This window comes from Nonomuraea sp. NPDC003707 (genome assembly GCF_053587055.1).
This window is the reverse complement of sequence record NZ_JBSFNK010000003.1, coordinates 577,093-599,187: the sequence shown is the minus strand read 5'-3', so window position 1 is coordinate 599,187 and position 22,095 is coordinate 577,093. Positions and strand designations below refer to the sequence as shown.

The following is a 22,095-nucleotide window of genomic DNA, read 5'->3' as shown; positions in this document are numbered from 1 at the left end:
CCCGGGCTCACGAAGGGCCGCTGACGTAACGGAGGGTCAGCTCGTCGAGGTTGAGCCAGTTCGCGCTGCTCTTGGACGCGTTGAAGATGACGGAGACGGTGTTGGCCCCTTCCTGGAGCGCGACGTTCGGCACGGTCACCGTGTTCCACGTGCTCCACGAGCCCGTGGAGGGGAACCGGAGGGCGTCCACGGCTCCGGCGCCGTTGACGAAGACGTGGCGGACGGCGTCGCCCGCGGCGGCCGCGTAGCGGAAGGTGAGCTCGTACGTGCCGGCCCGGCTGACGTCGGGCCGCAGGTCCACCCACTGGCCGTCGGCGTTCCAGCCGGCCACGTAACCGGTGCCGGTGAAGCCGGGGTTGGTGGACTCGGTGCCGACGCCGTGCAGGGTGCCCGACTCGGCCTGGAACTGGGCGGAGACGTCGAGGCGGTCGAGGTTGAGGTAGTTGCCCGAACCCAGCTCGACCCGGATGGTGTTGTGACCCCGGGCCAGCGTGACGCCGTTGAGCACGTCGGTGTTCCAGGTGCCCCAGCCGCCGGTGGACGGGAACGACTGGTCGGACTGGGCGCCGTTCACGACGATCCGGCGGGAGGCGTCCCCGGCGCCGGCGGCGTACTGGAAGCGCAGCTCGTGCGCCCCGGCGGAGGGCACGTTGACGTGGAAGGTCAGGGTCTGGCCGGATGTGTTCCAGCCGGCGAGGTAGCCCCGGCCGCTGAAACCGGGCTGGGTGCTCTCCGCGCCGATGCCCGACGACAGCGCGTTCTCGGCCTCGTACCGGCCGTTCTCCGGCTGGAGCCCGGTGTTGCCGTCGTGCTGGACGAGCTGGAGCGCGCTGACGGCGGCGGCCGCGGTGATGCTCTGCAGGTACGTGGCGGGGGCGGGCGCGGACCAGTCGGGGCCGGCGAGGCCGTCGCCGGTGCGGCGGTGGCGCCAGGCCTGGGTGGCGTTGCGCTGGAGGAAGGGCAGGTACTGGGTCTGGCCGTGCTCGGTGACGAGGGTGTTGAGTGAGCGGAACAGCAGCGATTTGAAGCCCCCGGCGTCGTCGGAGCCCTCGTGCATCATCGTGCCGCCGTTGGTGAGGTAGGTCGTGGCCCAGTCCGCCGCCGCGCGGGCGTCGGTCAGGTAGGAGGCGGTGCCGGTCGCCTCGTGGAGCGCGGCGGCGGCACTGATGTAGGTGCCGAAGTTGTAGCTGAAGTCCCATTTCACGAGGGTGCCCGAGCCCTCGATGTGGTCGTAGACGTGCCCGGACTGCTGGAGGTTGGCCTTGATCCAGGCGAACAGGCTCTGCGCCCGCGTCAGGTAGGCGGCGTCGCCGGTCGCGGCGTACAGCTTGGTGGCGGTGATCACGGCCGGGGCGTTGGTGGCCACGTTCTTCTGGGTGTGCACGCTCCTGCGCCACCAGATGCCGCCGCCGAACGTGGCGTCCTGCTCGGCCCAGATCTGGTCGAACAGGGCACGCGACCGGTTCAGGTACGTGGCGTCACGCGTGATCTCGTACGCCCGCGCGCACGCCAGGGCCCACCAGCCCAGGTCGTCGTTGAAGTCGTTGGCGAAAGTGGGGTAGTAGGCGACGAAACCGGCGTAGACGTCGTCGATCAGCTGCCGGTAGGCGGCGCCGCCGGTGCGCTGGTAGGCGTCCATCACCAGCTCCCACAGCTGGGCCTCCCACCAGAAGTCGGTGTACAGGCCGCCTTCCGGGCCGTGGGCGTGCTCGGCGTGGATCTGGTGGTCGCTGTTGGTGTAGAAGTACTTCTTCGCCGGATCCCAGAAGGCGGAGACGAAGGCCGACATCGCCGCGTCGGCGTCGGCGGGCACAGTGGCGTGAGCGGGAGCGGGAGCGGGGGCGAGGGCGAGGGCGAGGGCCGCGGTCAGCACGAGGCCGGCGGCCGCCGCGCGCGCCCTCATTGGTTGTTCTCCGTCAGCACCCGGTCACCCTGCTCCTGGGCCTTGGCCAGGGCCTGCTGGGCCGTGGTCTTGCCCTCCATGAGGAGCTGGAGGTTGGGGATGAGGGACTCCTCCTCCATCGGCGCGTAGCCCGCGCAGGCGGGGCGGATCTTGGCGTACTGCAGCGTGTCCAGGATCGGCTTCCAGAACGGGTCGCCCGAGAAGAAGGGATCCTGCGCCGCCTGCACGTTGCCGGGGATGTTCAGGCTCGTCCTGGCCCACAGCAGCGCGTTGTCCTTCTCGGCCGCCCACCACTTGGCGAACTCCCAGGCCGCGTCCTTGTGCTTGGCCGCCTGCGGGATCACCAGGCCGAAGCCGCCCATGAGGCTGGCGCTGCCGCCCTGCGGCCCGGTCGGCGGCGGCACGATGCCGAAGTCGAGGTCCTTGCCGTACTTCTGGTACGTGGTGATCTTCCAGGGACCCGTCAGGATCATGGAGACCTTGCCGGTCGCGAACGCGTCGGTGCCCTCGCCGAGCCCCTTCTCGAAGCCGCTCTGGTAGACGCCCGCCTTGATCAGGCGGCTCCACAGGTCGAGGACCTGCAGACCCTGCGGGCCGTTGAAGGTCGTGCGCGAGCAGTCGTCGCTGACCATCTGGCCGCCGGCCTGGCGCAGGTACATGCTGAACAGGCCGGTGTCGTCCATCGACAGGCCGGCGCGCACGAGCTTGCCGCCCTCGCGCCTGGTCAGCTTGACCGCCGCCTGCTCCAGCTCGGCCCAGGTGCGCGGCGGCTCGACCCCGGCCTCCTTCAGGTGGGCCTTGTTGTAGAACAGGGCCCGCGCGTCGACCGTGAGCGGCAGCCCGTACAGCTTGCCGCCGTGGGTGAGCTCGCGCAGCGCCTCGCCGTAGAAGCGCTCCCGCTCGATGCCGTCCTTCTTCAGCAGGTCGTCGATCGGGGTGAGGACGCCCTTCGGCGCATAGCTCGCCGTCCGCCAGCGGTCCCAGAACATGACGTCGGGGGCCTGGCCGGAGGTCGAGGCGGTGAGGAACTTGGTGAGCATGTCCTCCTGGACGACGTACTCGACCTGGATCTTGGGGTGCGTCTTGTTGAAGGCGGCGGTCATGGTCTTGAACTGCTGTTCGCCCTCGCCCGACCAGTCGCCCCAGAACTTCAGCCGCACCACCCCTCCCGCGGAGGAGGAGGGGGCGTCGGACGAGGCGCAGCCGGTCGTGATCGTCGAGAGTACGGCGAGGGCGGTGGCGGCCAGCCGCTTGACCAGGGTCGAGTGCATCGGCGGCGCGCTCCTTTCTGGGAGGGGGGTGTCACTGGAGGCCGGAGCCGGTGAAGGCCAGGCCGCGAGTCAGGTAGCGCTGCCCGAAGGCGAACAGCAGCAGAGTGGGCAGCATGGCGACGATCGACCCGGCCATGAGCGGGCCGTAGTCGGTCTGCCGGTTGAAGGAGAAGGCGGCCAGGCTCATCTGGATCGTGCTCATGTCCGGGTCGTTGAGCACGATCAGCGGCCACAGGAAGCCGTTCCAGCCCGCCACGAAGGTGAAGACCGCCAGGGTGGCCAGGGCGGGACGGCACAGCGGCAGATAGATCCGCCAGAAGATGCGGAACTCGGGGCAGCCGTCGACGCGGGCGGCCTCGCCCAGTTCCCTGGGCAGCGCGAGGAAGAACTGCCGCATCATGAACACCGCGAACGCCCCGACGGCCCCCGGCAGGATGACCGCCCAGTACGTGTTGAGCAGGCCGAAGCCGCCCTGGCCGGCGAGATCGTTGCCCCCGGCCAGCGGGAAGTTCTTGACGATGAGGAACGACGGCACCAGGGTCACCACGGACGGGACCATCATCGACGCGAGCAGCAGCCGGAACAGCACCCGGCTGCCGCGGAACGGCAGCCGGGCGAACGCGTAGCCGGCCAGCGACCCGAGCAGCAGGTTGGTGGCGACGCCGGCCACGGCGAGCAGCAGCGAGTTGGCGAAGTGCCGGGCGAAGGGGACGGTGGTGAACGCGGCCCCGTAGTGCTCGAAGGTGATCGTGCCGGGCAGCCACGTGATGGGCAGGGAGATGATCTCGTCGTCCGGCTTGAGCGACGTGCTCAGCGACCACAGGAACGGCAGCAGCATGAACAGCCCGACGACGGTGAGCACGGCATAGAACAGGGTGATTCTGATCGTCCGGATCATGTCTCGTCGCTCCGGTTGAGCCGCATGTTGAGCACGGTGACCGCCACGATGACGAGGAAGAGCGTGAACGCCTGCGCCGAGGCGTAGCCCATGTGCAGCCGGTTGAAGCCGGTCTCGTAGATCTGGTAGACGGGCGTCAGGGTCGAGTTGCCCGGACCGCCCTTGGTCATCACGTACGCCTGGTCGAAGAGCTGGAACGCGCCGATCAGCGACAGTGTCGTGACGAACATCGTCGTGGTGCGCAGCTGCGGCCACGTGATGTGGACGAACGCCGCCCAGCGGCCCGCCCCGTCCAGGGCGGCGGCCTCGTACAGGTGGCCGGGGATGTTCTGCAGCCCGGCGAGGTAGATCAGCATGTTGGAGCCGACCCCCTGCCACAGGGTGACCAGCACGATGGAGAGCATGGCGGTGCTGCTGTCACCCACCCACGCCGGGCCGGGGATGCCCAGGAAGCCGAGAATCTCGTTGACCGGCCCGTAGTGGCTGTTGAGCATCCAGGTCCACACGGTCGCGGCGGCCACGGGGGAGGTGACCACGGGGATGTAGTAGACGGTGCGGAAGACGCCCATCGCCGGGAGCCTGCTGTTGAGCGCCACCGCGAGCAGCAGCGAGACGGCGATCATCGCGGGCACGAACATCGCGCAGTAGAGCAGGATGTTCTTCAGCGTGAGGGCGAAGGTGGCGTCCTTCAGCAGCCTGGCGTAGTTCGCGAGGCCGGCCCACGTCGGCGGGGTCAGCACGTCGTACGAGGTGAAGCTGAGGCCGAGGGCGCCGATGACGGGCAGCACGGTGAAGACGAGGAACAGCACCATCGGCGGCGCGGCGAACAGCGCCCCGGCCCGCGCCTGGTGCCGGCTCAGCAGGGAGTCCCCGGGCCGGGCGCGGCCCGGGGATGCGCGGCCGGCCGCGGACCGGCCGGCGAGCGTCTGGGTCATGTCTGTGCCACCTCCATGGCGAACTGCGCGAACAGGCTGTTGGCCCAGCCGAACCAGGGGCGGGTGAAGACGCCGGGATCGTCGGGGTCGAAGCTCTCGTGGACGTATCCGGTGCCGGCCGTCGTGGCCGCGAGCACGGCCAGCAGCTCGTCCCGCTCCGACGCGTCGGTGGACGTCAGGCCCTGCATGATCAGCGATAACGGCCAGACATGTCCGGACTTGGTATGCGGGCTGCCGACGCCTCGCGCGTACCTGCCCTCGGCGTAGTGCGGGTTGCCGGGGCCGAGCACGAAGGCGCGCGTGTTGCGGTACGTCGGGTCGGACGCCGGCCGGTATCCCAGGTAGGGGATGGAGAGCAGGCTGGGGATGTTGGCGTCGTCCATCAGCAGGTGGTTGCCGAGGCCGTCGCTCTCGTAGGCGTAGATCTCGCCGTGGACGGGGTGGCGGACGACGGCGTGCCGCCGGATGCCTTCGTCGATCTCCTCACGCAGCCGTACGGCGTCCTCGGCCAGGCTGGAGTCCGCGTAGATCTCCCGCGCGAACTTCGCCAACTGGCCCAGCACGACGACGGCGAACATGTTGGCCGGGACGAGGAAGCCGTACGTGCACGCGTCGTCGCTCGGCCGGAACGCGGAGCGGACCATGCCCGTGTACCCGCAGGCCGGGCCGCTCCCCTCGTTGACCAGCGTGTCGGTGGGCAGCCCCGGATCCGGCCGGACGAAGCGGTACGGCGAGCGCTCGGGCCGCTGCTCGGCGCGCATCGTGCCGACGACGGCGACCAGCATGCGGTACACGGACTCGTCGAACACCGAGACGTCGCCGGTCGCCCCCCAGTAGAGGTGCAGCAGCCGGATCGGATGGCACAGGGAGTCCAGCTCCCACTTGCGCTCCCAGACCCACGGCCCCGCGCGCGGCACGTCGTCGTGGTGGCCCTGGCCGTCGGGGCTCTCGTTGAACGCGTTGGCGTACGGGTCGATCGCGACGTACCTGGCCTGCCGGTGGATCACCCCGCGCACCATGCGGCGGACCTCGTCGTCGGCGGCCGCGTGCCGCACGTACGGCTCGACCTGGGCCGCGGAATCGCGCAGCCACATCGCCGGGATGTCACCGGTGAGCACGAACGTCGTCCCGTCCGGCAGCGGCCTGACCGTGCTCTCCAGCGTGTTGAGCAGGCACTGCCGGAACATCGCGGCGGCCTCGGGGTGACGCCGCGCGAGCCGGGGCTCGACCTTGTCGGCGAGGTCATGTACGGCTTTCACACGGTTCCCTTCGACGTCGCTTGAGGGAAACGTAAGAATCAAGTTGTCATAAGTCAATATGTCTGAAACATCGAGATATAAGATGATATATATATGGATGGGTTGACATACCAACTGAATGGGCGAGGGGAAGAGTGGCTGAGAGAGGCCCGCTGCTGTACGAGCGGATCGTCGACTACCTGCTGGACGAGGTCAGGCGAGGCGCCCTGGCCCCGGGCGACCGCGTGCCCTCGGAGATGGAGCTCGCCGAGCGGTTCGAGGTCAGCCGCATCACCTCCAAGAAGGCGCTCGAACTCCTCCGGGAGGCCGGCGTCGTCCATCGGATCCGCGGCAAGGGCTCGTTCGTGGCCACGGACCTCCCCGACCTCGACCGGCTCACGCCCGCCGCGCGCCCCGCCGAGGGGGAGCGCGTCCCCGGGGCCATCGTGATGATCTATCCGGACGCGTCGGAGGCGTACGGGTTGGAGCTGCTGTGCGCGGTGGAGGAGCGCTGCGCCGAGCGGGGCATCCCCCTGGTGATCAAGCGCACCCGCGGCAGCCAGGAAGAGGAGGAGAAGGCGATCGAGTCGATGGTGGACTCGGGGCTGGCCGACGGCCTGATCGTGTTCCCCGTCCACGGCGAGTACTACAACGCCGGCCTGCTGCGGACCATCCTCGACGGCCACCCGCTGGTCCTCGTCGACCGCTACCTGGCCGGGATCCAGGTGTGCGCCGTGCACACGGACAACGCGGCCGCCGCCCGCGCGCTGACCGAGCGCCTGCTCGACCAGGGGCACCGGCACGTCGCCTTCGCCTCGCCCCCGCCGGAGAACACCTCCAGCATCGAGGAGCGGCTGGAGGGCTTCCGCGCCGCCTGCGCCGCCCGCGGCCTGCCGCTCGACCGGCAGCATCATCTGACCGAGCTGTCCAGCACCCTGCCCGGCGCCTTCACCCCGGAGAACGTGCGGGCCGACATCGAGCGGATCCGCGCCTTCCAGGCCCGCGAACCCCAGGTCACCGCGTTCGTGGTCTGCGAGTACAACCTGGCGCGGGTGCTGGACCGGGCGATCGACGGCCCGGTCATCGCGTGCTTCGACTCGCCGCTCGACCCCGTCGCCGGGCCTGCCTTCCTCCACGTACGGCAGGACCAGCGCGAGATGGGCAGGCGCGCGGTGGACCTGCTGCTCGCCCAGACGCGCGGCGAGCCCGTCCCCGCCCGCTCCATCGTGCCCTTCACCATCGTCGAACCCGTTTGATGAACGGAGAATCCTTGACCGACGTGTGGAACCACCGCGCCGACCTGGCCCAGCGCAGCATCGACCACTATTTCGCCGCCCCCGGGGAGCAGCTGTTCAACAACTGGCATCCGCTGGAGCCCGGTGACAACGACGTCTTCAACTACTGGTGGCTCGCCCACGCCGTCGACGTCCGGATCGACGCGTACCTGCGGACCTCCGACCCGGCCCGTCTGGAGCAGGCCAGGCACATCCACGACGGGATCCTGCGGCGCAACGGGGGAGAGCTGTTCAACGACTACTTCGACGACATGCTCTGGCTCGCCCTGGCGACCCTGCGCCTGGCCGAGGCGACCGGGGAGAGCGAGCTGTACGGGGAGGCCGTCGAGCTCTGGGAGCACGTTCTCGACCAGGGCTGGAACGACCACGAGGGCGGCGGCATCGCGTGGCGCGTCTCCCAGCCGTACTACAAGAACACCCCCGCCAACGCCCCGTTCGTCATCCTCTCGGCGCGGCTGCACCGGCACACGGGCGAGCGGCGCTACCTGGAGCAGGCGCGGCTCGTCATGGACTGGCTGGAGCGCACGCTCGTGCGGCCGGACGGGTTCGTGCACGACGGCGTCAACCGCCAGGAGGACCACGCGGTCGACGAGGACTGGCGCTTCACGTACAACCAGGGTCTGTACGTCGGCGCGTGCGTCGAGCTCGCCCGCGCCCTTGGCCTCGGCCTCGGCGAGGAGCCTGACCGCTACCTCTCCCGCGCTGCCCGGACCGCTCGGACGGCCATCGCCGAGCTGGGCGTGGACGGCGTGTTCGCCGCCGAGGGGGAGGGCGGCGACGAGGGACTGTTCAAGGGCATCTATTACCGCTACGCCCGCGAGCTCGTCGAGGCCGCCGAGGTGCCCGAGGTCAGGGCCTTCGTGCTGGGCAGCACCGAACACCTGTGGCGGTCGTGCGGCCGTGACGGCCTCGTCCTCGCGAGCGAGCAGTGGGACCGCCCGCCCCGGGCGAAGGTCCCCTTGTCGGCCCAGCTCAGCGCGGCCATGGCCACGGAGGTGTGCGCCGCCCTGACGTCGCCGCGCGTCCATCCGCCCGGGCAGCCTGACCGCATCGCCTAGTATTACCCCGGTTTCGCGTCCGAGTCGGCTCGCCGCTGAGGGGAGTGCGCCATGCAGGTCGTGGTCATCGGGGCGGGTCTGGGCGGCCTGTGCCTGGCTCAGGGACTCAAGGCGGCGGGGGTCGCCGTGACGGTCCACGAACGCGATCCCTCCGTCGGCCACCGGCCGCAGGGCTACCGCATTCACCTCGATTCCAGGGCCGCCCGCGCGCTGAGCGAGTGCCTGCCGCCGCGTCTCTACGAGCTCTTCACGGCCACGTCCGGGCAGCCGAGCAGGCGGGTCACGATCGTCGACGAGCACCTGCGCGAGCTGCATGCCGTCCGCTTCGGCGACGGCGCGTCCGGCGAGGCCCCGGAGACGTTCAACGCCGCGGTGGACCGGATGACGCTGCGCACGATCCTGCTCGCCGGGCTCGACGAGGTTCGCTTCGGTGCCGAGTTCGTCCGCTACGAGCAGGACGGCGGGCGGGTACGCGCCTTCTTCGCCGACGGCTCGACCGCCGCGGGCGATCTGCTGGTCGGCGCCGACGGCATCGGCTCGCGCGTACGCGGCCAGCGCCTGCCCCAGGCCCGGGTCAAGGACCTCGGGGTTCGCTGCCTCTACGGCCGGACGACCCTCGACGACCGGGTGGCGGAGCTGCTGCCGCCCGCGCTGGCGGAGGGCTTCATGTCGGTCAGGTCGTCCCGTGCCGGACTGGCGCTCGGCCTGGTACGGCCCCGCGAGAACCCCGCCGAGGCGGCGGCGCGGCTCTGGCCCGGCCTGCGGCTGGACTGGGCCGGTGACTACGTGATGTGGGCGCTGGCCGTGCCCGCCGCGGCGCTCCCCGGCACCGACCGCGAGCTGGCCGCCGCCGACGGCGCCCACTTGCACGAGCTGGCCGCCGGACACGTCGCCGGCTGGCACCCCGACCTCGTCGAGCTGGTCGCCTCCGCCCGGGCCGACCAGACCTTCTACGTCCCGGTCAGGAGCTCGGTCCCGCTCAAACCGTGGGGGCCGGACAACGTCACCCTGCTCGGCGACGCCGTACACGCGATGAGCCCGGCCCAGGGATCGGGGGCCAACTGCGCGCTCCTGGACGCCGCCCTCCTGTGCCGCGCCGTCGGCGCGGGCGGGCCGCTGGCCGAGGCGGTGGGTGGCTACGAGCGCAAGATGACCGAGCTCGGCTTCGCCGCCGTCCGCGCCTCCGAGCGGGCGGCGGCCGGCGGCGGGCTCCTGGCAAAAGTCCTGGCCCGGCTCGCGAGCGTCGTCGAGAACCGGCCGCTGCCCCTGTGAGCCCCCGGCCGGCTCGACGATCGGACCCTCCGTGTGGTCACCCGAGCCCGTGGTAGGCCAGGTTCACGGCCAGAGCGGCCACCGCCAGCGAGAAGAACACGGCCCACGGGCCGAAGTGATAGTCGCGGGCCCGCAGGTGGGCGGCGAACGCCCCGAGGAAGTACAGCACGAGGCCGGTGGCAGCGAGCGTGCCCAATGCCGGCACGGCGAACCCGGCCGGCAGCCCCAGCGCGCCTGCCCCCAGCAGCAGCCCCAACGGGAGCGTCCAGGACCGGGGGACGCGCATGATGTCCGCCTGGCGCTTCGGGTAGTCGTGGCCGATGAGGTTGGCGACGGCGGCCAGGCCGATGATCGCCGAGGCGAGGAGGGTGATGACGAGGTAGGCGGCGAACACGAAGGTCTCCTTCTCCATGAGGACGTCGGCAGGTCGATCGCCTCACGGACGGGGCAGCGCCCCAGAGAGTGACAACGTGCTCATGTGACTTAGGTCATGCCGCCACGCCGGCGAGCTTCTGCGGGTTGCTGACCACGTGCACCGTCTTGATCGCCCCGTCCAGCAGGTGCAACGTGATCGCCAGCACCGGCGTGCCTCCCGAGCGGACGACGATCCCCGGACCGCCGTTGACCTGGAGCACCTGAGCGTGCGAGTCGCCGGGCATGCGCTTGGAGAGGATGACGATCGCGCGGGCCACGTACTCGTGTCCGTGGATCGCCTTGCGGGGTGCGCCGGTGAGGCCGCCGCCGTCGCTCACCATCGTCACGTCCGGTGCCAGCACCTCCAGCAGGGCTTCCAGGTCGCCGCCGAGGCAGGCGGCCAGGAACCGCTCGGTGGCCTGCTGCCTGGTCGCCGGGTCGGCGTCGTAGCGGTGGCGCCGTTCCTCGACGGCCTTCCTGGCGCGGTGCGCGATCTGCCGCACGGCCGCGTGGTTGCGCCCGACGAAGTGCGCTATCTCGGCGTGGTTGTAGCCGAAGGCCTCGCTCAGCACGAACACCGCGCGCTCCGTCGGCGACAGGACCTCCAGCACGAGCAGCATCGCGGTCGACACCGAGTCGGAGAGCACCACGTCCTCGGCGACATCCGGGAGGGTGAGCATCGGCTCGGGCAGCCACGGCCCGACGTAGGACTCGCGCCGTACGCGTGCGCTGCGCAGCCGGTCGATCGCCAGCCGGGTGGCCACCCGCACCAGATAGCCTTCGGCGTCCGCGACGGTGGCCACGTCGACGCGGCTCCAGCGCAGCCAGGCGTCCTGCACCACGTCCTCGGCCTCGGTGACGCTGCCCAGCACCCGGTACGCCACGGCGTGCAGCAGACCCCGGTGCTCGGTGAACTTCCGCTCGGCCTCAGGCATTCGCGTCATGAGAAGGGCTTACCAGGGACACAAGCGGGCCGCATCACTTGTCAAGGTTCGGTGTCAGGGCTACGATCGCACCGATCTTTAGGAAACTTTCCTAAATAAGGAGTGGGGTCCGTGGTCCGTCCCCGTCGTCGCGGGATCCTGTCGTCGCTCGCCATCGCCCTGGCGATCCCCCTGATCACCGCCGTCCTGTCCCCGCCCGCCGCCGTGGCCCGGACGGCGCCGGCCGCCTTCGCGCATCCCGGCGTGCTCGTCAGCAAGGCCCAGCTCGACTTCGTCCGCACCAAGGTCAACGCCGGGGCCCAGCCGTGGAAGGGCGCCTACGACCAGATGATCGCGAGTCCGCTCGCGTCGTTGTCGCGGACCCCGAAGCCGCGGGCCGTCGTGGAGTGCGGCCCGTACTCCAACCCCAACAACGGCTGCACGGACGAGCGCCAGGACGCGCTGGCCGCCTACACCGACGCGCTGGCCTGGTACATCTCCGGGGACAGCCGGTACGCGCAGAAGGCGATCCAGATCATGGATGCCTGGTCGGCCGTGATCACCGACCACACCAACAGCAACGCGCCGCTCCAGACCGGTTGGGCGGGATCGTCCTGGCCCAGGGCGGCCGAGATCATCCGCTACACCTACACCGGATGGTCCGCCACGGGCGTCAACCGCTTCACGACCATGCTCCGTGACGTCTACCTTCCCGAGATCATCAACGGCAGCGCCCGCACGAACGGCAACTGGGAACTGACGATGATGGACGCGACGATCGGGATCGCGGTGTTCCTGCAGGACAAGGCCGCCTACGACAAGGCCGTGAGCACGTTCCGGGCCCGCGTACCCGCCTATATCTACCTCACCACCGACGGCGCCTTCCCCAAGGGCCCGGCGGGCAGCGGCATCGACACCCGGGCCGAGGTCGTCGACTACTGGCAGGGCCAGGACACCTTCGTCGACGGGCTCTCCCAGGAGACGTGCCGCGACTTCACCCACACCGGGTACGGCCTGGCGTCGATCGCGCACATCGCCGAGACGGCCCGGATCCAGGGCCAGGACCTCTACCCCGAGATCGCCGACCGGCTGCGGCACGCGCTCGGCCTGCACGCCAAGTACCAGCTCGGCACGGCCGTGCCGGCGTGGCTGTGCGGCGGAAGCCTCACCCTGGGCCTCGGGCCGGTCACCGAGGTCGGCTTCAACGCCCTGCACAACCGCATGGGCATCGCGATGAGCAACACGCAGGCCCTCACCGAGCAGCAGCGCCCGGCGGGCACCAACAACCTCTTCGTCGCCTGGGAGACCCTCACCCACGCAGGCAATCCCAACTAGGCCAGCCATAAATCTGCTACACAAGACTTTCGCAGCGCCATGAAACTGTGGCAAGTTGAGTACCTGTGAGCGTACGGGGCATGACCGCATCCAGCGCGTCCGCGCCCCGCGCCCAGGAGCTCGCCACAGGAGGACTGCGATGACCCAGACGTTGCCGGAGCGGTGCGGGGTGGTGGGCGGCGGGCGCATGGGCGCCGGCATCGCCCACGCACTGCTCCTCGCGGGCTGCCACGTCACGCTGGTGGAGCGCGACGGCGAGGCCGCGGCCGCCGCGCGGGACCGGGTGGCGCGGGCGGTCGAGGGCAGCGCGAAGCGCGGCCTGATCGAGGACGCCGGCGCGCCGATGGCCCGCTTCGCCACGGTGACGGACCCCGCCGGGCTGGCCGCGGCCGGGCTGGTGATCGAGGCGGTGCCCGAGGACGTCGACCTCAAGCTCGTCACGCTGCGCGCCGCCGAGGACGCGGTCGGGCCGGAGGCCGTGATCGCCTCCAACACCAGCAGCATCTCGCTCGACACGCTCGCCCAGGCGCTCGCCCGCCCCGAGCGCTTCCTCGGGCTGCACTTCTTCAACCCCGTCCCGGCCAGCAGGCTCGTCGAGGTGGTCATCGCGACCGCCACCGACCCGGCCCTGCGGGAGCGGGCCGTGGCGTGGGTCGAGGCCATCGGCAAGGTGGCCGTGGTCGTCCGCGACTCGCCCGGCTTCGCCAGCAGCAGGCTCGGCGTCGCCCTCGGGCTGGAGGCGATCCGCATGGTCGAGTCCGGCGTCGCCTCGGCCGAGGACATCGACGCCGCGATGACGCTCGGCTACGGACACCCGACCGGGCCGCTGCGCCTGACCGACCTCGTCGGCCTGGACGTCCGGCTGGGCATCGCCCGCTACCTCGAACGCGAGCTGGGCCCTCGCTTCACCCCGCCCGACCTGCTCGTCCGGCTCGTCGAGCAGGGCCACCTGGGGCGCAAGACCGGTAAGGGCTTCTACGACTGGAGCGAGTCGTGAGCACGCTGGAGAGCTACCTCGAAGGGGCCTGGCGCGCCGGAGGAGGCGAAGGCGTCCCGGTCGCCGACGCCGTGACCGGCGAGATCGTCACCCGGGTCAGCGGCGAGGGGCTAGACCTCGCCGCCGCCGTGGCATACGCCCGAGGCACCGGTCTGGCCGCGCTCGGAGAGCTGACCTTCCCGCAGCGGGCCGCCGCGCTCAAGGCCGCGGCCCTGGCACTGCAGGAGCGCAGGCAGGAGCTGTACGAGCTGTCCGCGCGGGCCGGGGCCACCCGGCGGGACGCGCAGGTGGACGTGGACGGCGGCTTCGGCACGGCCCTCGTGTACACGAGCCTGGCCCGCAAGGGCCTGCCCGGCCACACGCTCATCGTCGAGGACGACCCGATCCCGCTCGGCAGGGGCGGCACGTTCGCGGGCCGCCACGTCCTCACCACCCCGCGCGGCCTCTCCCTGCAGATCAACGCGTTCAACTTCCCGGTCTGGGGCATGCTGGAGAAGCTCGCGCCCGCGCTGCTCGCCGGGCTGCCCACGATCGTCAAGCCCGCCACCCCGACCGCCTACATCGCCGCGCACGCCGTGCGGATCATCGCGGACGCGCTGCCGCCGGGCGCGATCCAGCTCGTGGCGGGGAGCGTGCCCGGGCTCTTCGACCTGCTCGGCGGGCAGGACCACATCGGCTTCACCGGCTCGGCGGCCACGGCCGCCCTGCTGCGGTCCGACCCGGCCGTCACCCGCCGCTCGGCCCGCTTCAACGCCGAGGCCGACTCGCTGAACTGCTCGGTGCTCGGCCCGGACGCGGTGCCGGGGGAGCCGGAGTTCGACCTGTTCGCCGACGCCCTGGTGACCGAGATGACGGTCAAGGCGGGGCAGAAGTGTACGGCGATCCGGCGCGCGTTCGTCCCCGCCCAGCTCATCGACGCGGTGGCGGAGGCGATCGCGGCCAGGCTGGCGAAGGTGGTCGTGGGCGCCCCCGGCGCCGAAGGCGTGACCATGGGTGCCCTGGTCGGGCAGGCCCAGCGCAGGGACGTCCGGGCCGCGGTCGCGCGGCTCGCGTCGGCCGGCACGGTGGTCTTCGGTGACGCGCAGACGGTGGAGGTGGTCGGCGCGGACCCCGAGCGCGGCGCGTTCCTGTCGCCGCTGCTCCTGCGCGTGGACGACACCGTCCATCCGGAGCCGCACGAGATCGAGGCCTTCGGGCCGGTGAGCACGCTCATGCCGTACGGCGGGGTCGCCGGGCTGAACGACCTGATCGCCCGCGGCGAGGGCTCGCTGGCCGGCTCGGTGGTGTCGTACGACGCGGACTTCGTCCGGAAGGTCGTGCTCGGCGCCGCCGCCCACCACGGCCGCCTGCTGGTGCTCGACCGCGACAGCGCGGGCGAGTCCACCGGGCACGGCACACCAATGCCCCAGCTCGTCCACGGCGGCCCCGGCCGGGCGGGCGGCGGCGAGGAGGAGGGCGGCCTGCGCGCCGTCCACGCCCACCTCCGGCGCACCGCCCTCCAGGGCAGCCCGGCGACACTCGACTCGATCCTGAAGTAACGACAAACAAGCGTAGAGAGAGCAGCGATGAGCACCGACTCCCGTACCGGCGCCGCCCCCCTGCCCAGCGGCCCGCTCAGCCGCGTGGACTACAGCGAGCGCATCCCCAACAACGTCGACCTCGCGGGCGACCGCCGCCTGCAGCGGGCGCTGGAGGGCTGGCAGCCGAAGTTCCTGGACTGGTGGAAGCAGCTCGGCCCGGCCCTGCCGACCAAGGACGTCTACCTGCGCACGGCGGTGGCCGTGGGCCGCGACGGCTGGGCGCACTTCGACCACGTCCCCATGGAGGAGTACCGCTGGGGGATCTTCCTGGCCGAGCGCGACCCCGACCGCAAGGTCAACTTCGGCAAGCACAAGGGCGAGCCCGCCTGGCAGGAGGTGCCCGGCGAGCACCGGGCCGACCTGATGCGGCTCATCGTCGTGCAGGGCGACACCGAGCCCGCCAGCGTCGAGCAGCAGCGCGTCCTCGGCAACACCGCTCCCAGCATCTACGACCTGCGCAACCTCTTCCAGGTCAACGTGGAGGAGGGCCGCCACCTGTGGGCCATGGTCTACCTGCTGCACGCCTACTTCGGCAGGGAGGGCCGCGAGGAGGCCGAGCAGCTGCTCAAGCGCAACTCCGGCGACCTGGACTCGCCGCGCATCCTGGGCGCGTTCAACGAGGAGACCACCGACTGGCTGCAGTTCTTCATGTTCACGTACTTCACCGACCGCGACGGCAAGTACCAGCTCGGCACGCTCAAGGAGTCGGCGTTCGACCCGCTGGCGCGCACGTGCGAGTTCATGCTCAAGGAGGAGGCCCACCACATGTTCGTGGGCACCACGGGCGTGCAGCGGGTGCTGGAGCGCACGGCCGAGCTGATGAAGGAGCACGGCACGGCCGACGTCCTGCCGTACGGCGGCATCCCGCTGGACGTCATCCAGAAGTACCTGAACTTCCAGTTCTCGGTCTCGATGGACCTGTTCGGCTCCGAGCAGTCGACCAACGCCGGCAACTACTTCACCTCCGGGCTGAAGGGCCGCTGGATGGAGACCCGGCGCAAGGACGACCACGTGCTGCTGGAGGACACCCGCGAGCTGCGCCACGTCGAGGACGGCCAGATCAAGGTCAAGACGGTGCCGATGCTCAGCGCGCTCAACCTCGACCTGCGCGACGAGTACGTGGCCGACTGCGCCAACGGCGTGCGCCGCTGGAACCAGGCCCTGGAGGACGCCGGCCTGGACGAGCGGCTGTATCTGCCGCACGAGGGCTTCAACCGCAAGGTCGGCGTCTACGCCGGCCACCATGTGACCCCGCACGGCGAGGTCCTCGACGAGGCCGCCTGGCAGGCCCGCGCCCACGGGTGGCTGCCTACCCCCGAGGACCGCGAGCAGGTCGCCGCCCTCATGGTCCCCGAGTACGAGTACGGCAAGTTCGCCGGCTGGATCGCCCCGCCGAAGACCGGCATCAACGACCAGCCGGTCGAGTTCGACTACGTGCACCTGGCCGACGAGGGGTTGCTCTAGTGCCGGGCGGCGGCCTCTTCGTCCATGAGGTCCCATTCGGCCTGCGCGCGCCGGTGCCAGCGGTTGTGCAGGTCGTGGAAGACGGCCGCCGCCCTGGGCCCCGGCCAGGCGTGGTCGAGCAGCTCGGCCGGCAGGTCGGGGTCGAGGAACGGGAAGCGGCGCCACTCCTGGATGAGCAGCACCTGGTTGACGAACGCCTCCCGGCCGGAGACGACCGCGCGGCCCTCGAACTGCTCGATGAAGCTCACGTAGCGCTTCTCCACGTCGTCGAGGTCCCACGCGGCCGAGATCAGCTTGGCGGTGTCGCCGATGCCCGCCGACGGCCCGGTCCAGGCGTAGGCCCGGTCGGTCAGGTCCAGCTCGCGGATGACCTCGCGTACCGCGGCCTCCTTGGAGGCGTCGGGGATCACCCAGAGCGCGGGGGAGGGGGAGCCGAGCCCGAGCCAGGTCAGCTTGGTGCGCAGCCGGTGGCGGAGCTGGCGCTGGGTCTCGGGCACGCCGGCGGTGAGCACGAGCCAGCGGCCGTCCCACTGGTGGGGGGCGCGCATGAAGCCGTAGATGCGCTCGGTGCCCTCGCGCAGCAGCCGATCGCCGGCCTCGGTCAGCCTCCAGCGCACCTTGCGGCCGTGCCGCTCGGACTCCAGCAATTCCTCGGCGGCGGTGCGGGCCAGGGCCTGGCGCGCGGACTTCTCCTCCACGCCGAGCGCGCCGAGCGCGGCCACCAGCGTGCCCGTCCACACCTCGCCCCCGCGCGGCAGGACGAACTCGCCCAGGACCGTCAGCAGCGTCGACCGCGCGCTGGCGGACGCCTTCTCGCGCGGGCGCTCCGCGGACTCGGCCGGCACGGTTGCCCTCCCGTCGTTCGACACGCTCGTGACGCGCATTCTGCCAGGTCGGGCACCCTCGCGGATGCGCATCCAGGCAGAAGCACTACAAACACTTGACGCTACTCATGATAGACGTCGAATATTAGGACCAAGGTCCCACGCCCTCCCGGAGCACGCATTGACTGTCACCTTCGCGACCTCCCCAGACCGCTACCGCCACTGGACTCTCGCGGTGGACGGGGCGGTGGCCACCGTCACGCTGCGCGTGGACGAGCACGGCGGCCTCGTCCCCGGCTACGAGCTGAAGATGAACTCCTACGACCTCGGCGTCGACATCGAGCTGTACGACGTCGTCCAGCGCCTGCGCTTCGAGCACCCCGAGGTCAGGGCGGTCGTGCTCACCGGCGGCCTGGACCGGATGTTCTGCGCCGGAGCCAACATCCGGATGCTGGCCCAGTCCACGCACGGGTGGAAGGTCAACTTCTGCAAGTTCACCAACGAGACCCGCAACGGCATCGAGGACGCCACCGAGCACTCCGGCCAGACCTGGATCGCCGCGCTCAACGGCACCGCCGCCGGCGGCGGCTACGAGCTCGCGCTGGCCTGCGACCAGATCGTCCTGGTCGACGACGGCTCCTCGGCCGTCTCCCTGCCCGAGGTGCCGCTGCTCGGCGTGCTGCCGGGCACCGGCGGCCTGACCCGCGTGGTGGACAAGCGGCACGTGCGCAAGGACCGGGCCGACCTGTTCGCGACAAAGTCCGAGGGCTTCCGCGGCCGCACGGCCATGGAGTGGGGCCTGGTGGACGCCGCCGTGCCGCGCCACTCGTTCGAGGAGGAGGTGACCAGGCGGACGGACGCGGCGGTGGTGGCCTCCGCCCGGCCCTCGGACGCCACGGGCGTGGCCCTGACGCCGCTCGACCGCAAGGACGACGGCGACGCCATCACGTACCCGTACGTGACCGCCCGGATCGACCGGGCCGGCCGCCGGGTCGAGATCACCGTGGACGGCCCGAGCGACACCCCGCCCGCGGAACCCGCGGACCAGGGCGCCGGCTACTGGCCGCTCGCCGTGACCCGCGCGCTGGACGACCTGATCCTGCACCTGCGCACCAACGAGCCCGAGCTCGGCATCTGGGTGCTGCGCGCGGCGGGCGACCCCGACCGGGTGCTGGCCTACGACGCCCAGCTCCGCGAGCGGGCCGGGCACTGGTTCGTCAACGAGGTGCGCCACTACTACAAACGCACGCTCAAACGCCTCGACGTCACCAGCCGCAGCCTCATCGCCGTCATCGAGCCGGGCACGGCCTTCGCTGGCCTGCTCGCCGAGCTGGCCCTGGCCGCCGACCGGCAGTACATGCTGGAGGGCGTCTACGAGGACCGCGACGAGGCCGCCGTCCCCGCCACCCTCGTCCTCACCCCGTCCAACGACGGCCTCCTCCCGATGGGCAACGGCCTGTCCCGCCTGCGCTCCCGCTTCTGGGGCCACGACCAGGACCTGGAGGCCGCCCGCGCCCGGTTCGGCGAGCCGCTGGAGGCGGCCGCCGCGATGGAGCTCGGCCTGGTCACCCTCGCCCTGGACGACATCGACTTCGAGGACGAGCTGCGCATCGTGCTGGAGGAACGCGCCTCGCTCTCGCCCGACGCGCTGACCGGCATGGAGGCCAACCACCGCTTCGCCGGTCCGGAGACGCTGGAGACCAAGATCTTCGGCCGCCTCACCGCCTGGCAGAACTGGATCTTCGTCCGGCCCAACGCCTCCGGCCCCGACGGCGCGCTGCGCCGCTACGGCACCGGCCGCAAGGGCGACTACGACCTCAAGAGGGTCTGACATGGCCATCTTCAACGCGGGCGACTGGCTCGTCCACCGCCACGTCCGCGAGGGGCGCGGGGACCGGGTGGCGGTCCGCGGCGGCGCCACGCTCACGTACGCGCAGCTGTCGGACCTCGTGGCGACCGCCACCGCCGCCCTGCGGGCACTCGGCCTGCGGCGCGACGACCGCGTGGTCTTCGTCACCAGCGACGGCGTCCCCATGTTCGCGGGGATCCTGGCGGCCTTCTGCGGCGGGTTCGTGGCCGTGCCGGTCTCGACCATGCTGGGCGCCAAGGAGCTCGGCGCGATCATCGCCGACTCCGGCGCCGCCGTCGTCGTCGCCGGAGCCGAGTACGCCCCCCAGGTCCAGGAGGCGCTCGCCGCGGCGCCCGAGGTGCGGCACGTGGTGTGGGAGGGGGACCCGCCGCCCGGGAGCACGTCCCTGACGTGGGAGGAGCTGCTCCGCGCGGGCGAGGGAGAGCGGCGCGAGCCCGCTCCCACGCTGGAGGACTCCTGGGCCCTGTGGCTCTACACCTCCGGCACCACCGGCGTCCCCAAGGGCGCCATGCACCGGCACGCCAACGTCAGGCACGTCTGCCAGACCTACGGCGACCAGGTGCTCGGCATCCGGCCCGACGACGTCTGCTTCTCCGTCGCCAAGCTGTTCTTCGCCTACGGCATCGGCAACTCGATGTTCTTCCCGCTCTCGGCCGGAGCCGCGACCGTGCTGGAGCCGCGCCGCCCCGCCCCCGCCGTGACCGCCGAGCGGATGGCCGCCGACCGCCCGACCCTGTTCTTCGCCGTCCCCACCTTCTACGCCGCGCTGCTGGCCGCCGACCTGCCCGCCGGCACGTTCGCCTCCGTACGGCTGGGCGCCTCGGCCGGGGAGGCGCTGCCCGCGCCGCTCCAGGAGCGGTTCACCGGCCGCTTCGGCGTCGAGATCATCGACGGGATCGGCTCCACCGAGGCGCTGCACATCTTCCTGTCCAACCGGCCCGGCGACGTGCGCCCCGGCACCACCGGACGTCCCGTGCCCGGGTACGACATCGAGCTGCGCGACCCCGACGGCCGGTTCGTCGCCGACGGCGAGCCGGGCGCGCTGCACGTGCGCGGAGAGTCCATCGCCCTGGGCTACTGGCGGCGCACCGACGCCAGCCGCGCCGTGTTCGCGGGCCAGTGGCTCAACACCGGCGACACCTACACGCGCTCTGCCGAGGGCTACTACACCTGCCTGGGCCGCAGCAACGACCTGCTCAAGGCGGGCGGCATCTGGGTCTCGCCCGCCGAGGTCGAGAGCCGGCTGCTGGAGCACCCGGCGGTCCTGGAGGCGGCCGTGGTGGGCGTGGCCGACGAGCACGGGCTGGACAAACCGGTCGCCTGCGTCGTCGCCCAGGGGCAGGTCACCGCCGAGGAGCTCGTCCAGTGGTGCCGCGACGGCCTGGCCGCCTTCAAACGGCCCCGCCGGGTGGTCTTCCTCGACCGGCTGCCCAAGACCGCGACCGGCAAGATCCAGCGCTTCCGGGTCCGCGAGCTCCTCGCCGAGGAGGCCCGCGCGTGAACGTCGACGTGCTGATCATCGGCGCCGGTCCCGTGGGCCTGTACGGCGCCTACTACGCCGGGGTCCGCGGCCTGAGCACGGCGGTGGTCGACTCGCTCGGCCAGGTCGGCGGCCAGGTGAGCGCCATGTACCCGGAGAAGGAGATCTACGACATCGCCGGGTTCCCGGCCGTCTCCGGCCGCCGCCTCATCGCCAATCTGGTCGAGCAGGCCGCCCCGTACGAACCGGCGTACGTGCTCGGGGAGGAGGCCCAGCGGCTCGAACGCGCCCCGAGCGGCCGGCTCGTGGTCAAGACCGGCGCGGGCACCGAGATCACCGCCGGGGCCGTCATCGTGACCGGCGGCATCGGCACCTTCACGCCCCGCCCGCTCCCGGCCGGGGAGGAGTTCCTCGGCCGGGGCCTGGCGTACTTCGTGCCCGAGGCCGCGGACTACGCGGGCCGGGACGTCGTCATCGTCGGCGGCGGCGACAGCGCCGTGGACTGGGCCCTCATGCTCCACCCCGTCGCGCGCAGCGTCACGCTGGTGCACCGCCGCGCCGCCTTCCGCGCCCACCACGGCTCCGTGGAACGGCTCACCGCGTCGCCGGTCGAGGTCGTCGTCAACGCCCAGGTCACCGCCGCCCTCGGCGGCGACCGGCTGGAACGCGTCGAGCTCAGCACCGGGCGGGCCCTCCCGTGCCAGCGGTTGGTCGCCGCCCTCGGCTTCACCGCCAACCTCGGCCCGCTGCGCGAGTGGGGCCTCGACCTGCACGACAACCGCCACCTGGTCGTCGACTCCGCGATGCGCACCAACGTGCCCGGCATCTTCGCCGCCGGCGACATCGCCGACCACGACGGCAAGGTCCGGCTGATCGCGGTCGGCTTCGGCGAGGTGGCCACGGCCGTCAACAACGCTGCCGTGCACCTCGACCCCGCCGCCCAGCTCTTCCCGGGGCACTCCACCGACAACCCCGCCCCGGGTCCGTAACCAGGAGATTCACCATGCCGTACGTCATCGCCGAACCCTGCATCGACGTCATGGACAAGTCGTGCGTCGAGGAGTGCCCGGTCGACTGCATCTACGAGGGGGACCGCAAGCTCTACATCAACCCCAAGGAGTGCATCGACTGCGGCGCCTGCGAACCCGTCTGCCCCGTCGAGGCGATCAGCCAGGACCGGCGGGTGGCCGACGAGCACGCGGAGTTCGTCGAGGACAACCGCCGCTTCTTCATCGAGGTGCTGGACGGGCGCGACGCGCCGCTCGGCGCGCCCGGCGGTTCGGGCAGAACCGGCCGGATCGGGGTGGACACCCCCATGGTCGCGGGCAGGTAAGGAGC

The 22,095-nt window shown here is 71.4% G+C and carries 19 protein-coding genes; 11 read left to right on the top strand and 8 right to left on the bottom strand.

All coding sequences use genetic code 11. The features are described from left to right. Positions 1-7 precede the first annotated feature (7 nt). The 5 genes from ACWDRB_RS10295 to ACWDRB_RS10275 are packed head-to-tail and all read right to left on the bottom strand — an operon-like array spanning position 8 to position 6,266. Positions 8-1,903: a glycoside hydrolase family 76 protein gene (locus ACWDRB_RS10295; protein ID WP_449892762.1), complete on the bottom strand. Its 1,896-nt coding sequence runs from the start codon at positions 1,901-1,903 to the stop codon at positions 8-10. Continuing rightward, the gene (locus ACWDRB_RS10290; RefSeq protein WP_449892761.1) at positions 1,900-3,174 is read right to left on the bottom strand and encodes an ABC transporter substrate-binding protein; all 1,275 of its coding nucleotides are present in this window, start codon (positions 3,172-3,174) and stop codon (positions 1,900-1,902) included. Before ACWDRB_RS10290 ends, ACWDRB_RS10295 begins: the two co-directional genes overlap by 4 nt. 31 nt (positions 3,175-3,205) lie before the next feature. Then, positions 3,206-4,072: a carbohydrate ABC transporter permease gene (locus tag ACWDRB_RS10285; RefSeq protein ID WP_363964781.1), complete on the bottom strand. Its 867-nt coding sequence runs from the start codon at positions 4,070-4,072 to the stop codon at positions 3,206-3,208. Then, entirely contained in the window at positions 4,069-5,007 is a 939-nt protein-coding gene (locus tag ACWDRB_RS10280) for a carbohydrate ABC transporter permease (RefSeq protein ID WP_449892759.1), read from the bottom strand. Before ACWDRB_RS10280 ends, ACWDRB_RS10285 begins: the two co-directional genes overlap by 4 nt. Beyond that, positions 5,004-6,266, bottom strand: coding sequence for a glycoside hydrolase family 125 protein (locus ACWDRB_RS10275; RefSeq protein ID WP_449892758.1), 1,263 nt, complete (start codon positions 6,264-6,266; stop codon positions 5,004-5,006). The genes ACWDRB_RS10280 and ACWDRB_RS10275 overlap by 4 nt, the downstream gene beginning before the upstream one ends. 134 nt (positions 6,267-6,400) lie before the next feature. On the opposite strand from ACWDRB_RS10275, the gene ACWDRB_RS10270 reads away from it, so the two are divergent. The 3 genes from ACWDRB_RS10270 to ACWDRB_RS10260 are packed head-to-tail and all read left to right on the top strand — an operon-like array spanning position 6,401 to position 9,870. Continuing rightward, positions 6,401-7,501, top strand: coding sequence for a GntR family transcriptional regulator (locus ACWDRB_RS10270; RefSeq protein ID WP_449892757.1), 1,101 nt, complete (start codon positions 6,401-6,403; stop codon positions 7,499-7,501). Between the two features lie 23 nt (positions 7,502-7,524). Then, entirely contained in the window at positions 7,525-8,598 is a 1,074-nt protein-coding gene (locus ACWDRB_RS10265) for a glycoside hydrolase family 76 protein (RefSeq protein ID WP_449892863.1), read from the top strand. A 51-nt stretch (positions 8,599-8,649) separates the two neighbouring features. Next, positions 8,650-9,870 (top strand): FAD-dependent oxidoreductase, encoded by a 1,221-nt coding sequence (locus ACWDRB_RS10260; protein ID WP_449892756.1) that lies wholly within the window; start codon positions 8,650-8,652, stop codon positions 9,868-9,870. A 37-nt stretch (positions 9,871-9,907) separates the two neighbouring features. On the opposite strand, the gene ACWDRB_RS10255 is transcribed toward ACWDRB_RS10260, so the two are convergent. Beyond that, complete coding sequence (locus ACWDRB_RS10255) at positions 9,908-10,282, bottom strand: DoxX family protein (protein WP_449892754.1); 375 nt, start codon at positions 10,280-10,282, stop codon at positions 9,908-9,910. Positions 10,283-10,358: 76 nt separating this feature from the next. After that, the gene (locus ACWDRB_RS10250; protein WP_449892753.1) at positions 10,359-11,228 is read right to left on the bottom strand and encodes an RNA polymerase sigma-70 factor; all 870 of its coding nucleotides are present in this window, start codon (positions 11,226-11,228) and stop codon (positions 10,359-10,361) included. Between the two features lie 111 nt (positions 11,229-11,339). Between ACWDRB_RS10250 and ACWDRB_RS10245 the strand changes: the two genes are divergently transcribed. From ACWDRB_RS10245 to boxB, 4 genes are all read left to right on the top strand, one after another. Beyond that, entirely contained in the window at positions 11,340-12,542 is a 1,203-nt protein-coding gene (locus tag ACWDRB_RS10245; protein WP_449892752.1) for an alginate lyase family protein, read from the top strand. A 139-nt stretch (positions 12,543-12,681) separates the two neighbouring features. Further along, entirely contained in the window at positions 12,682-13,539 is an 858-nt protein-coding gene (locus tag ACWDRB_RS10240) for a 3-hydroxyacyl-CoA dehydrogenase family protein (RefSeq protein WP_449892751.1), read from the top strand. Beyond that, a complete protein-coding gene (gene paaZ / locus ACWDRB_RS10235; RefSeq protein WP_449892750.1) occupies positions 13,536-15,077 on the top strand; it encodes a phenylacetic acid degradation bifunctional protein PaaZ in 1,542 nt (513 codons plus the stop codon). Before ACWDRB_RS10240 ends, paaZ begins: the two co-directional genes overlap by 4 nt. Before the next feature lie 27 nt (positions 15,078-15,104). Continuing rightward, on the top strand, positions 15,105-16,583 hold the full coding sequence (gene boxB / locus ACWDRB_RS10230; protein ID WP_449892749.1) for a benzoyl-CoA 2,3-epoxidase subunit BoxB: 1,479 nt from the start codon (positions 15,105-15,107) through the stop codon (positions 16,581-16,583). On the opposite strand, the gene ACWDRB_RS10225 is transcribed toward boxB, so the two are convergent. After that, positions 16,580-17,428: a PaaX family transcriptional regulator gene (locus ACWDRB_RS10225; protein WP_397369360.1), complete on the bottom strand. Its 849-nt coding sequence runs from the start codon at positions 17,426-17,428 to the stop codon at positions 16,580-16,582. The genes boxB and ACWDRB_RS10225 overlap by 4 nt on opposite strands. A 160-nt stretch (positions 17,429-17,588) precedes the next feature. Between ACWDRB_RS10225 and boxC the strand changes: the two genes are divergently transcribed. The 4 genes from boxC to fdxA are packed head-to-tail and all read left to right on the top strand — an operon-like array spanning position 17,589 to position 22,090. Next, positions 17,589-19,238 carry a 2,3-epoxybenzoyl-CoA dihydrolase gene (gene boxC / locus ACWDRB_RS10220; protein ID WP_449892748.1) on the top strand — a complete coding sequence of 550 codons (1,650 nt, stop codon included), beginning with the start codon at positions 17,589-17,591 and terminating at the stop codon, positions 19,236-19,238. 1 nt (position 19,239) lies between these two features. Beyond that, positions 19,240-20,778: a benzoate-CoA ligase family protein gene (locus tag ACWDRB_RS10215; RefSeq protein ID WP_449892747.1), complete on the top strand. Its 1,539-nt coding sequence runs from the start codon at positions 19,240-19,242 to the stop codon at positions 20,776-20,778. After that, complete coding sequence (locus ACWDRB_RS10210; protein WP_449892745.1) at positions 20,775-21,746, top strand: NAD(P)/FAD-dependent oxidoreductase; 972 nt, start codon at positions 20,775-20,777, stop codon at positions 21,744-21,746. The genes ACWDRB_RS10215 and ACWDRB_RS10210 overlap by 4 nt, the downstream gene beginning before the upstream one ends. Positions 21,747-21,760: 14 nt before the next feature. Further along, a complete protein-coding gene (gene fdxA / locus ACWDRB_RS10205) occupies positions 21,761-22,090 on the top strand; it encodes a ferredoxin (RefSeq protein WP_350738204.1) in 330 nt (109 codons plus the stop codon). Positions 22,091-22,095 lie beyond the last annotated feature (5 nt).

What these genes read in the sequence shown, in the direction of transcription:
- ACWDRB_RS10295 (WP_449892762.1), bottom strand. Translation starts at nt 1,903, where the DNA reads ATGAGGGCGCGCGCGGCGGCCGCCGGCCTCGTGCTGACCGCGGCCCTC.
- ACWDRB_RS10290 (WP_449892761.1), bottom strand. Translation starts at nt 3,174, where the DNA reads ATGCACTCGACCCTGGTCAAGCGGCTGGCCGCCACCGCCCTCGCCGTA.
- ACWDRB_RS10285 (WP_363964781.1), bottom strand. Translation starts at nt 4,072, where the DNA reads ATGATCCGGACGATCAGAATCACCCTGTTCTATGCCGTGCTCACCGTC.
- ACWDRB_RS10280 (WP_449892759.1), bottom strand. Translation starts at nt 5,007, where the DNA reads ATGACCCAGACGCTCGCCGGCCGGTCCGCGGCCGGCCGCGCATCCCCG.
- ACWDRB_RS10260 (WP_449892756.1), top strand. Translation starts at nt 8,650, where the DNA reads ATGCAGGTCGTGGTCATCGGGGCGGGTCTGGGCGGCCTGTGCCTGGCT.
- ACWDRB_RS10255 (WP_449892754.1), bottom strand. Translation starts at nt 10,282, where the DNA reads ATGGAGAAGGAGACCTTCGTGTTCGCCGCCTACCTCGTCATCACCCTC.
- ACWDRB_RS10250 (WP_449892753.1), bottom strand. Translation starts at nt 11,228, where the DNA reads ATGACGCGAATGCCTGAGGCCGAGCGGAAGTTCACCGAGCACCGGGGT.
- ACWDRB_RS10240 (WP_449892751.1), top strand. Translation starts at nt 12,682, where the DNA reads ATGACCCAGACGTTGCCGGAGCGGTGCGGGGTGGTGGGCGGCGGGCGC.
- boxB (WP_449892749.1), top strand. Translation starts at nt 15,105, where the DNA reads ATGAGCACCGACTCCCGTACCGGCGCCGCCCCCCTGCCCAGCGGCCCG.
- ACWDRB_RS10215 (WP_449892747.1), top strand. Translation starts at nt 19,240, where the DNA reads ATGGCCATCTTCAACGCGGGCGACTGGCTCGTCCACCGCCACGTCCGC.
- fdxA (WP_350738204.1), top strand. Translation starts at nt 21,761, where the DNA reads ATGCCGTACGTCATCGCCGAACCCTGCATCGACGTCATGGACAAGTCG.